Source organism: Modestobacter sp. L9-4, from assembly GCF_019112525.1.
Lineage (GTDB): Bacteria > Actinomycetota > Actinomycetes > Mycobacteriales > Geodermatophilaceae > Modestobacter.
Genome location: NZ_CP077800.1, coordinates 249744 through 262621, shown reverse-complemented (window position 1 = coordinate 262621; position 12878 = coordinate 249744). Strand labels below are relative to the sequence as shown.

Sequence of the window (12878 nt, the reverse complement as noted above, 5' to 3'; positions counted from 1 at the left end):
CTGGTCGTGCCCTAACGTCGGACCGTGTGATCGTCTGGCTGAACGGGACCCACGGCGTCGGCAAGACGACGGCGAGCGTGCTGGTCCAACGGCTGATCCCCGGCTCGCGGGTGCTCGACGCGGAGAAGGTCGGCGAGACGCTGATGGACATCACGCCGCCGCTGCCGGCGACGGACGACTTCCAGCACTGGCCGCTCTGGCGGCCGCTGGTCGTCGAGACCGCCCGCCGGGTGCTCGAGTTCACCGGCGGCACGCTGGTGATGCCGATGACCGTCCTGGTGGAGCAGTACTGGCGGGAGATCAGCGCAGGTCTCGCCAGTCACGGCATCCCGGTCCGGCACGTCGTCCTGCACGCCGAGCCCGACGTCCTCCGCGCGCGGATCGCGAGCGACACCGTGCTCGGCCCGTCCGACTTCCGCGCGAGCCGCCTCGAGCCCTACGCAGAAGCGGCCCGCACCTGGCTGCACGCCGAGGCCGAGGTCGTCGACACGACGGACCTCTCGCCGTCCCAGGTCGCCACCCGGATCGTGGCAGGCGTCGACGCGGGCAGGTGAGGGTCCCGGACGCGCCTCGACGGTGCGTGCCCGTTCGAGGCGAGGGGCCACCCGCGTCCGGTGGAGCACCGGGCCGTCCCCGGTCGAGTGGGCACTCACCGCCGTCCGGGACGGCGTGTCCTCGCGCGTCGGCGACCGCAACTGCCCACTCGGCGCCGGTCAGCCGGAGACGGCGCGGCGGAGGCGGGCGACGCGCTCGTGCAGCTGGCCGGAGACCTCGCCGGCGGCGGGGTCGGTGAGCCGGGAACCCGCGGCCACCAGCCGGCCACCGACCCGGACCTGCGCCAGGTTGCGCAACGAGCAGGCGAGCACGTAGGTGCCGATCGGGTCCCACACCGGGCCGGTGTCCGGCTCGCGCGGGTCGACGACGAGGAAGTCGGCGTAGCGGCCCACCCGCAGGCTGCCCACCCGGTCGTCGATGCCGAGCACCTCGGCCGAGCCGCGGGTGTGCAGCTCCAGCACGTCGCGCACCGGCAGCGCGGCGGGGTCGTGGTGGGTGGCCCGCAGCAGGGCCAGGCCGGTGCGCATGTTGCTGAACGGGTCGCTGACGTCGGTGCAGGACTGGTCGTCCAGGCCCATCCCGACGCGCATGCCCAGCTCCCGCATCCGCGGTACCGCGGCCACCCCCGACGCCAGCCGACCGTTGCTCATCGGCTGCCAGCTCATCCCGCAGCCGGCCGCGGCGGCCCGGGTGAGGATCTCGTCGGTGGTCTGGATGAAGTGCCCGAACACCAGGTCCGGGCCCAGCGCCCCGGCGTCGGCGTACCAGTCGAACTTCGACCGCTGCAGCTCGACCTCGTGCGGGGTCTCCAGGAAGTGCGGCTGGTTGAGCAGCCCGTGCCGGCGCATGGCGGTCACCTCCAGCGCGGCGGCGTCCCGGCTGTCGGCCCACTGCACGGTGCCGCTGAGCGCCAGCCCCAGGTGCAGGTCCGGGTCGGCGTCCGCGGCGGCCGCGACCACGTCGTCGAGCTGGGCGAGGGCGTCGGCCTGCGGGACGTCGCCCTGGGCGAGCATCACGCTGTGCACGTGCCGCAGCCCGGCGTCGACCTTGGCCCGCAGCTGGGCGTGCTGGTAGGCGGTCTCGGGCAGCGTGGCCCCGTAGCGGGAGACCCCGGCGGACTCCTTCTCGAACGTCAGCCCGGTGTCGGTGAAGTCGTAGGCGGTGGTGACGCCGTTGCGGAGGAAGTCCTGCGCCCCGTGCCGGGTCATCCAGTAGACGTCCTCGGCGTCGGCCACGGCGGTGTGGGCGAGCATCACCTCCAGCCAGCCGTACAGCGAGGAGTCCATCGCGATGCCGCGGAAGCCGGAGGTGAACAGGTGGCTGTGCGCGGACACGAACCCCGGCCCGACCAGCGCGCCGCCGGCGTCGAGCACCTCGTCGGCGGTCGTCCCGGCCGGCGGGTCACCGGGCTCGACGGCGGCCAGCCGGCCGGCGTCGTCCACGGTGAACCAGCCGCGGAAGGGGTCGGGACGCTGCGGGTCGCAGGTCAGCAGGACGGCGTTGCGCACCAGGAGGCGGGTCACGTCCTGACGGTGCCGGGACGACGTTGCCGCCCGGTTGCGGTCAGGTTCCCGGCACGTCCGGCGAGCCGGGTGCGTAGGCGATGAGCTGCAGCTGGTGCCCGGCCGCCTCCCGCACCAGCGACGAGCGGGCCCGCGCCGCGGCGATCTCGAACGGCGGACGCACCTCCGTGCAGCCTGCCGCCAGCAGGGCGGCGTGCGCGGCGTCGACGTCGGCCACCCGGTAGCCGACGTGGTCGAGGTCGCCGGTGCGCACCGCGACCTCCATCAGCTCCAGCTTCGTGCCGGCCGGGTCGGTGAGCATCACGATCCGCCGTCCGGTGACCACGTGCGTGCCCCAGCGCAGCACCCGGAAGCCGAGGACGTCGACGAGGAAGGCCACCCGGGCGTCGACGTCGGCCTCCTCGGTGCCGACGTGGTCGAGCACGGCGCCGGCCAGCGGCCCGGTCACCGCCGCCGCCCCAGCAGGCCGGTCAGCCCGGCGACGACGTCGGTCTCAGGCCGGGTCTGCAGCACGCCGTCGCGCACGACCACCCGCCCGCCGACCACGACGTGCCGGGGACGTCGGCCCGGCGATGCCCACAGCAGCCCGGCGACCGGGTCGGCGACGCCCGTGTCGGCGACGCCGGTGACGTCCCAGCAGACGAGGTCGGCCCGCGCGCCGACGGTGAGCCGGCCGAGGTCGGCGCGGCCCAGCCCGTCGGCCGAGCCGCGGGTCGCCCAGCCGAGCACCTCGCGGGCGGCGACCGGGCGTCCGGCCAGCGGGGCGACCTGCATCGCCAGCCGGGCGTCGGCCAGCAGGTGGCCGGCGTCGTTGGAGCCGCCGCCGCTGGTGCCCAGCCCGACCGGGACGCCGGCGTCGGACAGCGCGGCCACCGGCGCCACGCCCCAGCCCATCGGCAGGTCGCAGCCCGGCGCGTGGGTGGCGGTGACGCCGGTGGCGGCCAGCCGGGCGATCTCGGCGGGGGTGACCGCGCACAGGTGGGCCAGGGTGACGTCGGGGGCGAGCCAGCCCCACTCGTCGAGCAGCTCGAGCGGACGGCGGCCGTACCGCTCGGCGGCGATGACCACGTCGACCTGCTCGTTGGCCTGGGTGCGCCTGCGCAGCCCGTGCCGGGCGGCGACCTCGGCCAGCAGCGCGAACGTCTCCGGTGCGTCGCTGTGCACGCCCGCCGGGCCGACCGCGACCTGCAGCGCGCCGTCGGCGGTCACGCCGCCGGGCGGCACGAGGGCGGTGGCGATCGCGTCGGCCGAGGCAGCCGCGTCCTGCGGGTCGTCGCGGGCCGAGCCGCGGACGAACACCAGCCGGGCCCCCAGCTCGCGGGCCGCGGTGGCGGTGGCCGTCGCGATGCCCACGCCGCCGTCCGGGAGCGCAGCGGGCCAGGTGAGGTGGTGGTCGGCGACCGTGGTGACCCCGCACAGCAGCGCCTCCGCCAGCCCCGCGGACGCCGCGGCGTGCGCCAGCTCGTCGTCCACCCCGACCGCGGCGTAGGCGGCGGCCATGGTCGGCAGCCACTGCGCCATCGGCACGCCCCGGGTGCCCGGCAGCGTGCGGAAGGCGGTCTGCAGCAGGTGGTGGTGGGCGTTGACCAGGCCGGGGGTGACCACGCAGCCGGTGGCGTCGAGCACCTCGGCGTCCGGTCCGGCGGTCGCGGCGACCAGCCCGTCGTCGGAGCACGCCACGTCCGCCCCGGGCAGCTCCGCCTCGCCGGTCACGACCACCCGGGCACCGCGCACGATCAGCACCCCGCGACCCTGGCAGCGCCGTGTTCCGGTGAGGTGTCGGCCCGGCACGCCGTCGTCACCTGGGCGCAACGCCGGCTGCCTAGCGTCGGGAGGCGTGACCTCGCGACTCCTCACCGACCTGTCCGCACCGGCCCTGGTCGACGCCCTCGGCCCGGACAGCGTGGTGGTGCTGCCGGTCGGCGCGGTCGAGCAGCACGGCCCGCACCTGCCGGTGGCCACCGACCTGATCACCGCGCAGGCGATCGCCGAGCGGGCCGTCGCGCAGTTCGGCGAGGAGTCCGACCTCTGGCTGCTCCCGCCGCTGGCCTACACGAAGTCCAACGAGCACGCGTGGTCGGCGGGCACCTTCTGGCTGTCGGCGGCGACGCTGACCGCGGTGCTGCACGACCTGGGCCGCAGCCTCGCCCGCACCCCGGCCCGGCGGCTGGTGTTCCTCAACGGACACGGCGGCAACTCCTCGCTGCTGCAGGTCGCCGCGCGCGACATCCGGCTGGAGACCGGCCTGCGCACCTTCACCGTGCACCCCCGCCCGCCGGCCGACCAGGGCGGCGAGAGCCCCGCCGGTGAGCTGGGCATGGGCGTGCACGGCGGGATGGACGAGACGTCGCTGATGCTGCACCTGCGCCCGGAGCTGGTCGACATGTCCAAGGCCGAGCGCTGGGTGCCCGAGCACCTGGACGCCTACCGGCACGTGCGCTTCGGCGGCTCGGTGAGCTTCGGCTGGTCCTCGGACGACTTCGGCCCGTCCGGGGTGATCGGCGACGCCTCCGGTGCCACCGCCGAGTACGGCGAGCAGCGGGCGGCCGGCATGGTCACCTACCTCGGCGAGGCGCTGGCCGAGGTCGCCCGCTTCGACCCGCGCCCCGCCTGACCCTCAGCGCGAGGCGGCCCGGGCGCTCGGCGGGGTGAGCCCGCGGGAGGTGAAGAAGCTGTCGCCGAGCTTGCCGGGGTTGAGCAGCCCGTACGGGTCGCTGGTGGTCTTCAGTGCCACCACCTGCGCGGTGTCGCCGACGAAACCGCCCTCCTCGACGACGTAGCTGTGCGGGTTGAGCACCGTCATGCCGATCCCGCGGCAGAAGCCGATGAGCTCCTCCAGCGCCTGCTCGTGGTCGGGCAGCCCCACCAGCGGCGTGATGCCCATCGGGCGGGTGCGGCCGGCGGAGGTGATCACCTCGATGTGCTGCAGGAAGACGCCCGGGTAGGCCTCGGCCAGCGCGGCGACCTGGCCGAGGAACTCCGCCCGGTCGCCGGCGTACTCGCACTGCAGCCAGGACGACGCCGGCTCCGCCTTCCGCGACCACAGGATGGAGTGGCTGAACGGGAACTGGCTGATGTGCGGCTTGACCGTCCAGGCGATGGTGCGGCCACCGGCGGCGGCGACCCGCGCCTCGAGCTCGGGCAGCTGGGCGGTGTCGGCCCACAGCAGGGCGACGTCCTCACCGGGTTCGTAGAGCGAGGTGATCGGCGTGAGCATCGCTGCGCCGGCCGCCTCGTGCACCGAGCACAGCCGAACGTGCAGGTCGCCCGACACCAGGTCGTGGGCGAACCCGGCCAGGGTGGGCAGGTCGGGGAACGCGACGACCACCGGCGTGTAGTCGTGCGCGGGCACGAGCCGGAACTCGATCCGGGTGAGGACGCCGATGGTGCCGTAGGTGTGCAGCACCGGCCGGACGTCGTCGCCCTCGAGCCGGACCGTGCGCGGGGTCTCCTCGACGGTGAGCAGCTCGACGGCCAGCACGTTGTCGTCCCACAGGTCGCCGTTGGCGGCACCGCCGATCCCGCCCGAGCCGCCGGAGACGAAGCCCGAGGCGGTGGAGATGCGGTACGTGCTCGGCATGACCGCCAGCTCCTGGCCGGTCTCGCGGGCGGCGGCCTCGGCGTCCTTCATCACCGTGCCGGGCAGGACGGCGATCCGGCCCTCGGTCACCGACAGGACCCCGGCGACGTCCCGGACGTCGATGACGACGCCGGACTGCAGCGGCAGCGACTGCCCGTAGTTGCCGGTGCCGGCCCCGCGCAGCGTGACCGGGATGCGCAGTCCGGCCGCGGCGGCGACGCACTCGCGCAGTTGGTCGACGCTGTCGGGCCGCAGCACTGCGTCGACGGTGGTGTCGGCGAGGGCGTTCTCCAGCACGGGGGAGTACCAGGAGAAGTCCCGCAGGTACGCGCTGGCGGCCGGACCGCCGGGGATCACCCGCTCGGCACCCAGGATCCCGGAGAAGACGGCGGGCGTGGTCAGGTCCGCGACGCTCATGGCGGCAGCGTGCCGCGCGGACGTCTCAGCGAGGGGACGGCGGCGTCAGGACCGTGTTACCGCCGTCCCCGGGTGACTCAGCCCAGGACGTTGCGCTCGAGCCAGGCGGTGCGGAAGGCGCCGCGGGGGTCCATCCGCTGCACCAGGGAGACGAAGTCGCCGTGGTGGTCGTAGCGCGGGGCCAGGGTGGCGGCGTCGGCGAGGAAGACCTTGCCCCAGTGCGGGCGGGCGCCCAGCGGCAGCAGCGCGCCCTCCAGGTCGACCAGCAGGTGCTCGACGGCGGGCTGGTCCTGCACCCAGGTGAAGTGGAAGGCCACCGAGTCCTGGCCCTGGGCGGTGCTCATCCAGAGGTCGTCGGCGGCGATGGTGCGGATCTCACAGGTCTGCAGCAGCGGCCGGATCGCCGGGCCGAGCCGCAGCAACGCCTGGAGCCCGGCGACGGCCTGGCTGCGGGGGAGCAGGTACTCGGTCTGGATCTCGTCGCCGTTGCTGGGCGTGAAGCCCATCCGGAAGTGCGGCAGCCGGTCCGACCACAGGCCCGCGACGCCCAGCTGCGGGGTGGCCGGCGTCGGGTCGATGCCGGGGATGGGGTGCCGCTCGCCGTCGGCGGGTCGGGCGCCGAACATCTCCTCCGGCACGGCCGGGCCGTCGGTGCGGGACTTGGTCCACACCATGTCGACGTCGCCGCCGAAGAGGGTGAACAGGCTGACGCTGTAGGCGCTGGAGACGATCTCCTCGAAGTTCTCGAAGAGCGCGTCCCAGGGCAGGTGGTCGAACACCCGCTGGGCGACGGAGAACTCCGGCTCGACGTCGAGGGTGACCCGGGTGAGGACGCCGAGGGCGCCCATGCCGACGACCATGCCGGCGAAGTCGGCGTCCCCGCGCGCGACGCGGACGAGCTCACCGTCGGAGGTCACCAGCTCCAGGCCGGCGACGGCGCCGGCGAGGTTGCGGTTGCCCACGCCCGAGCCGTGGGTGGCGGTGGCCACCGCACCGGCGACGGAGATGTGCGGCAGCGAGGCCAGGTTGTGCAGCGCCAGGCCCTCGCGGTGCAGCGCCTCGGTGATCTCGCCGTACTTGAGCCCGGCGTCGACGGTGACCGTGCGGCGGTCGGGGGAGACGACCAGGCTCGCGGCGTCGGTCATGTCCTCCAGCGACACCAGTTCGGCGGAGTCGGCCACGCCGTTGAACGAGTGCCGCGAGCCCAGCACGTGCAGCTGCGGTGTGCGCGCCACGACCTCCTGGAGCTCGGTCAGGGACGCCGGGCGGTGCAGCGCGGTCGCGCCGTACCGGTAGTTCCCCGCCCAGTTGATGCCTGCCCACTGCACTGCCAGTTCGGTCACCGCCCGAGTGTCCTCCGTGCGCGGGCGGTGCGGGCATACCGGGCGGGTCGACCTGGTTCACTGGTTGAACGTTTGACGGAATCGCCCGCGCGTCCACCTGGAGGAACCCCGTGCACATCGGCGTCGACAGCTTCGTCTCGGCCGTGACCGACCCGGCCACCGAGCGGCTCATCGGGCCCGAGGAGCGGATGGAGCACCTGCTGGAGGAGATCGCCCTGGCCGACTCCTCCGGGCTCTACTCCTTCGGCATCGGTGAGCACCACCGCCCCGAGTACTACGACTCCGCGCCCGCGGTGATCCTCGCGGCCGCCGCGGCCCGGACGTCGCGGATCCGGCTGGGCAGCGCGGTCACCGTGCTGTCCGCCGCCGACCCGGTGCGGGTGTTCCAGGAGTTCGCCACCCTCGACCTGATCAGCAAGGGCCGGATCGACCTGGTGGTCGGCCGCGGCTCCTTCACCGAGGCGTTCCCGCTGTTCGGGCTGTCGCTGGGCGACTACGACACCCTGTTCACCGAGAAGCTGGACCTGCTGCTGAAGATCCGCGACTCCGAGCGGGTCACCTGGTCGGGCCGGCACCGCCCGTCGCTGACCGGCCAGGGCGTCTACCCGCGCCCGCTGCAGGACCCGCTGCCGATCTGGGTGGGCGTGGGCGGCAGCCCGGAGTCCTTCGCCCGGGCCGGGCTGCTCGGCCTGCCGCTGATGGTCGCGATCATCGGCGGTGAGCCCCGCCAGTTCGCCCCGCTGATCGACCTCTACCGCCGCGCCGGCGCCCAGGCCGGTCACGCGCCCGAGAAGCTGCAGGTCGGGCTGCACGTGTTCGGCTTCGTCGCCGACAGCAGCAAGGCCGCCGCCGACACGATCTACCCGGGCTGGCACGAGATGTTCACCAAGGTCAGCCGGGAGCGTGGGTTCGCCGCCCCGTCGCGGGCCCAGTTCGACGCGACCAGCGGTCCCAACGGCGCCTTCTTCATGGGCGACCCGGACTCGGTGGCGGAGAAGCTGGTGCGCATCTCTGGGCAGCTGGGCGGGGTCGACCGGATCTCGCTGCAGATGACCAACCCGCGGCTGGCGCACGCCGACCTGCTGCGCGGCATCGAGCTGCTGGGCACCGAGGTCGCCCCCCAGGTCGCCGACGCCTGACCCGCCCGCGCCGGCCGGTGCTGTGAGCCTTGACACAGCGCCGGCCGGCGGCGAGCCTCGCCCCGACAGCGCCGCGTGATCGGGGAGCAGATGACCGCAGCAGGGACCGACCAGCCGCCCACCGTCGAGATCGACGTCCTCGTCGTCGGGTCGGGGCCGGCCGGTGCGGCGTCCGCGCTGTTCCTGGCCAGCTACGGCACCGGGGTGCTGGTGGTGACCCGGTACGGCCGGCTCTCGGACACCCCGCGGGCGCACATCACCAACCAGCGCACGATGGAGGCGCTGCGGGACATGGGCGTCGAGGAGACGCTGCTGGCGCTGGCCACGCCGTGGGAGCTGATGGGCAACACGACCTTCTGCACCAGCCTGGTCGGTGAGGAGCTGGGCCGGATCCCGTCCTGGGGCACCGACACCGTGCGGCACGCCGACTACGAGCTGGCCAGCCCCTGCACGATGCTCGACGCCCCGCAGACGATCACCGAGCCGGTGCTGGTCAAGGCCGCGCAGGACCGGGGCGCGAAGGTGCGCTTCGACACCGAGTACCTGCGGCACGTGCAGGACGACGACGGCGTCACCACCACCCTGCGCGACCGGCTGACCGGCGTCGAGTACGCCGTCCGGTCGCGGTACCTGATCGGCGCCGACGGTGCCCGCAGCCGGGTCGCCGCCGACCTCGACCTGCCGTTCGAGGGGCCGGGCGCGGTGGCCGGCGCGATGAGCATCGTGTTCGAGGCCGACCTCACCCACCTGGTCGCCCACCGGCCCTCGGTCCTGTACTGGATGCTGCAGCCGGGCGCGGAGAAGGAGGGCGTCGGGCTCGGCGTGCTGCGGATGATCAAGCCCTGGACCGAGTGGATGCTCATGTGGGGCTACGAGGTCGCCGCCGGCCCGCCGGAGTTCACCGACGCCGCCGTGCGCGAGCTGGCCGTGGCACTGGTGGGCACCGAGGACTTCGAGATGACCGTCAAGTCCGCGTCCCCGTGGACGGTCAACCACCACTTCGCGACGACCATCGCCCGTGGGCGGGTGTTCTGCGCCGGTGACGCCGTGCACCGGCACCCCCCGACCAACGGCCTGGGCTCCAACACCTCGATCCAGGACGCCTACAACCTGTCCTGGAAGCTCGCGGCGGTCGTCGCCGGGACGGCCGGACCCGCGCTGCTGGACAGCTACGACGCCGAGCGCGCGCCGATCGCCCGGCAGGTGGTGGAGCGGGCGAACCAGAGCATCGCCGACACCGGCCGGATCCTCACCGCGCTCGACCTCACCGACACCACCGACGTCGCCGCCCTGGACCGGCAGCTGGCGCTGCGCAAGGCGCCCGGGCCCGAGGGGGAGAAGGTGCGCGCCGCGCTGCGGGAGGCCATCGCCTACAAGGCGCACGAGTTCGACGCCCACGGCGTGGAGCACAACCAGCGCTACGCCTCCGGCGCCGTCGTCCCGGACGGGACGCCGATGCCGGCCTACCGCCGCGACCCCGAGCTCTACGCCCAGCCGACCACCTGGCCCGGCGCCAAGCTGCCGCACACCTGGGTGACCCGCGCCGGGCACCGGGTGTCGACGCTGGACCTGGTCGGGCACGGCGCGTTCAGCGTGGTCACCGGCGTGGGCGGGGAGGACTGGCTGGCCGCGGCGCGTTCGGTCGGGTCGGAGTTCGGGCTGACCCTCACCGAGGTGCCGATCGGGCCCGGGCTGCCCTATGACGACCCGTACGGCACGTGGGCGGAGCTGCGCGAGACCGGCGACGCGGGGGTGCTGCTGGTGCGTCCCGACTGCTACGTCGCCGCGCGGCACCTGGGCGCCCCGGAGTCCGCGGCGCAGGCGCACGAGTGGTTCCGCGCGAGCCTCGCCTCGGTGCTCGGCCGCTGAACGGCCGGCTGCAGGACCGGTCACCGTCGATGACCCGCGGCACGCGTGCGCTCCCGGTGCCGGACCGGGACGTGCGCCGGCACTCCGGTCGACGGGGCAGGTGGGTGGCCGGAGCGGTCCTCGGCGCTGTCCTGCTGGCCGGCTGCGGTGACGACGGCTGCGCGGTCCTGGACCTGTCGGACGGGGTGACGGCCTACGTCAGCCCAGAGTCGCCGGACGGCGCTGCAGCGACGGCGCTCGTCTCCGGGACGCTGGCGGTCTCCGACGGCGGTTGCCTCGTCCTGGACGGCGGTGCGGGGGAGCGGTGGCTCCTCGGACTGCCCGCCGGGACGGAGGCGGGGAGCGGCCCGTCGGTCGCGGTCTCTGTGGGCGGGGAGACGCTCGTGGTCGGGGACGTGGTCAGCGGCGGCGGTGGCTTCCACAGCGACGGCTGGCGGGAGTTCGCACGTGTCCAGTGGCCGGACGTGCCGGATGCGTGCCTGTCGACGACCGCGGGCCTCGCTGAGGTGTCGGACTTGGCGCGGTCGTGACCCGTGGGCGGAAGCCGCCGGCACGACAGCGGACGGGCGCGCTCACCTGCCTGCTCGCGCGGCTCTGACCTGCAGGAACTGTCGTACCTCCTGGCTAGCGTGGGGGCATGTTCGGAGGCGGCTACGGGGTGGGGCTGACGGTCGTCGACCGTGCTGAGCCTCGGGCTGCCTGGGCGCCGCCCCCGCCGGGGGTGACGCGCCGCCGGACCCGTCTGTCTGAGGTGCTGGCGCCGGAGCTGTGCTCGGAGGACGAGCTGGTGCGGGAGATGCGTGCGGTCGCCGACGGGCGCGCGCAGTTGGCTGCCTACGAAGCGGTGTTGGTGGCGGAGCTGGCCGCCCGCCGGCCCGCGCAGACCGACCTGACCGACGACCAGCCCGGGCACGGGGTGGAGGGCTGGGCGCCGACGCGGGTACCGGTCGGGGTCTCGGAGTTCCTGGTCGACGAGCTGGCGCTGATGCGTGGCATCTCGCTGGCGGCAGCGACGGGGTTGGCGGAGCGGTCGCTGGCACTGGTGCGCGAACTGCCCACCACCTGGGAGGCGCTGGCCGACGGGCTGGTGGACGAGCCGCGGGCGAACGCGATCGTGCGGGCGCTGGCCGGGCAGTCGCAGTCAGCGGGTGGTCCGGTGGAGCCCGCGGTCGTGGCCGAGGTCGAGGCGCAGGCGCTGGAGTGGGCGCACGCGGGGGAGACCCCGGCACGGTTGCGGGAGCGCACCGCCGCGGCGCTGATCGCCGTCGACGCGGCGGCTGCCGACCGGCGGCGGGAGAGGGCGGAGCGGGCGGCCGATGTGCGGGTGCGGTCGGTCGGTGACGGCATGTCGGAGCTGATCGCGGACCTGCCGACGCCGGTCGCGGCGGCGTGCCGGGAGACCGTCGACGCCTACGCGCGGATGGCGAAGGACGACGGCGACGAGAGGTCGATCGTGCAGCTGCGCGCGCTGGCCCTGAGTGACCTGATCCTGCGGCCGTGGGACACGAGTCGCGAGCCGGTGACCGCGCACCTGCAGCTGGTCGCGCCGCTGCCCGTGGTGCTCAGGCGGGTGGGTGCGGGGACGCTGCTCGCGCCGTCCGCTGCAGACGACGACACCCCCGCAGCGCCGGCGTGGACGCCGACCGACGAGGACGCCGCGTCGGTCGACGGGGCGCCGATCACTCACGAGCAGCTGCGCGACCTGCTCGACCAGCTGGACTCGCTGTGCCCGGGTGGGCTGCAGGCTCCGAGGGGTGGGTCGTTGGACGTCTCGCTGGTCGATCCGGTCACCGGCGCCCTGCGCGCGACGGTCAGTCGACCGGAGCTGCAGCGGCTGGTATGCCGCGGCTGCACCGATCACCCAGGCGGCGGGTGCGGTTGCCCGGTGACCGACCGGCCACCGCCGGTCGACCGGTACACCCCGACACCCGCGCAACGCCGGTTCCTGCACGCCCGCGACCGCACGTGCCGCCATCCCGGCTGCCGCCGCCCCGCAGCACGGACCGACCTCGACCACGTGCAGGCCCATTCGGACGGCGGGGCGACCGACTGCGCCAACCTCTGCTGCCTGTGCCGCCGCCACCACCGGCTCAAGACGCATGCCCCGGGCTGGCGGTTCGCCATGAGCACCGACGGGGTCCTGTCGGTGACCACCCCGAGCGGAGTCACCCGATCCACCCGGCCACCGGGCCTACGGCTCCCCGCCGGACAGCAGCAGCTCACCAGCCCGCAGCTCGTCACCAGCGGCGCTCCACCCGATGCGGACGACCCACCGTTCTGACGGCGGCCACCGCAGCTCACGTTGACATGTCGCGATGTCGACACAGGGCACTGTCCACGTGCGGTGCTGCCGAGCACGCGGGGTCGACGTGACGACGTGTCGTCACGTCGACGAGTCGGCCTGTCCCCGAGTCGGCCTGTCGGCCCATGTGCCTGTCGCCGAGTCGACACG

General features: G+C 74.5%; 11 protein-coding genes. 6 read left to right on the top strand and 5 right to left on the bottom strand.

Annotated elements, in window-relative coordinates:
• Positions 1–26: 26 nt before the first annotated feature.
• A complete protein-coding gene (locus tag KUM42_RS01210; protein WP_237494501.1) occupies positions 27–554 on the top strand; it encodes an AAA family ATPase in 528 nt (175 codons plus the stop codon).
• 159 nt (positions 555–713) lie between these two features.
• Here the strand turns inward: KUM42_RS01210 and KUM42_RS01205 are convergent, their stop codons facing one another.
• The 3 genes from KUM42_RS01205 to KUM42_RS01195 are packed head-to-tail and all read right to left on the bottom strand — an operon-like array spanning position 714 to position 3821.
• Positions 714–2078 carry an amidohydrolase family protein gene (locus tag KUM42_RS01205; protein ID WP_237494500.1) on the bottom strand — a complete coding sequence of 455 codons (1365 nt, stop codon included), beginning with the start codon at positions 2076–2078 and terminating at the stop codon, positions 714–716.
• Between the two features lie 40 nt (positions 2079–2118).
• On the bottom strand, positions 2119–2526 hold the full coding sequence (locus KUM42_RS01200; protein ID WP_237494499.1) for a VOC family protein: 408 nt from the start codon (positions 2524–2526) through the stop codon (positions 2119–2121).
• A complete protein-coding gene (locus KUM42_RS01195) occupies positions 2523–3821 on the bottom strand; it encodes an amidohydrolase family protein (protein ID WP_237494498.1) in 1299 nt (432 codons plus the stop codon). Before KUM42_RS01195 ends, KUM42_RS01200 begins: the two co-directional genes overlap by 4 nt.
• A 94-nt stretch (positions 3822–3915) precedes the next feature.
• Here KUM42_RS01195 and KUM42_RS01190 point away from each other — a divergent pair, with 94 nt between their 5' ends.
• Positions 3916–4692 (top strand): creatininase family protein, encoded by a 777-nt coding sequence (locus tag KUM42_RS01190; RefSeq protein ID WP_237494497.1) that lies wholly within the window; start codon positions 3916–3918, stop codon positions 4690–4692.
• Positions 4693–4695: 3 nt separating this feature from the next.
• Here KUM42_RS01190 and KUM42_RS01185 read toward each other — a convergent pair whose 3' ends face one another.
• Both KUM42_RS01185 and KUM42_RS01180 read right to left on the bottom strand, forming a co-directional pair.
• The gene (locus KUM42_RS01185; protein WP_237494496.1) at positions 4696–6075 is read right to left on the bottom strand and encodes an FAD-binding oxidoreductase; all 1380 of its coding nucleotides are present in this window, start codon (positions 6073–6075) and stop codon (positions 4696–4698) included.
• A 77-nt stretch (positions 6076–6152) separates the two neighbouring features.
• A complete protein-coding gene (locus KUM42_RS01180) occupies positions 6153–7418 on the bottom strand; it encodes a D-arabinono-1,4-lactone oxidase (protein WP_237494495.1) in 1266 nt (421 codons plus the stop codon).
• Between the two features lie 110 nt (positions 7419–7528).
• On the opposite strand from KUM42_RS01180, the gene KUM42_RS01175 reads away from it, so the two are divergent.
• From KUM42_RS01175 to KUM42_RS01160, 4 genes are all read left to right on the top strand, one after another.
• Positions 7529–8557, top strand: a complete 1029-nt coding sequence (locus KUM42_RS01175; RefSeq protein ID WP_237494494.1) for an Atu2307/SP_0267 family LLM class monooxygenase — start codon at positions 7529–7531, stop codon at positions 8555–8557.
• A gap of 90 nt (positions 8558–8647) precedes the next feature.
• Complete coding sequence (locus KUM42_RS01170) at positions 8648–10426, top strand: FAD-dependent monooxygenase (protein WP_237494493.1); 1779 nt, start codon at positions 8648–8650, stop codon at positions 10424–10426.
• Between the two features lie 185 nt (positions 10427–10611).
• Positions 10612–10956: a hypothetical protein gene (locus KUM42_RS01165; protein ID WP_237494492.1), complete on the top strand. Its 345-nt coding sequence runs from the start codon at positions 10612–10614 to the stop codon at positions 10954–10956.
• A 221-nt stretch (positions 10957–11177) separates the two neighbouring features.
• A complete protein-coding gene (locus tag KUM42_RS01160; protein WP_237494491.1) occupies positions 11178–12707 on the top strand; it encodes an HNH endonuclease signature motif containing protein in 1530 nt (509 codons plus the stop codon).
• Positions 12708–12878 lie beyond the last annotated feature (171 nt).

Excerpts from the sequence above, each read along its gene's own strand:
- KUM42_RS01185 (WP_237494496.1), bottom strand. The coding sequence starts at position 6,075 with ATGAGCGTCGCGGACCTGACCACGCCCGCCGTCTTCTCCGGGATCCTG.
- KUM42_RS01170 (WP_237494493.1), top strand. The coding sequence starts at position 8,648 with ATGACCGCAGCAGGGACCGACCAGCCGCCCACCGTCGAGATCGACGTC.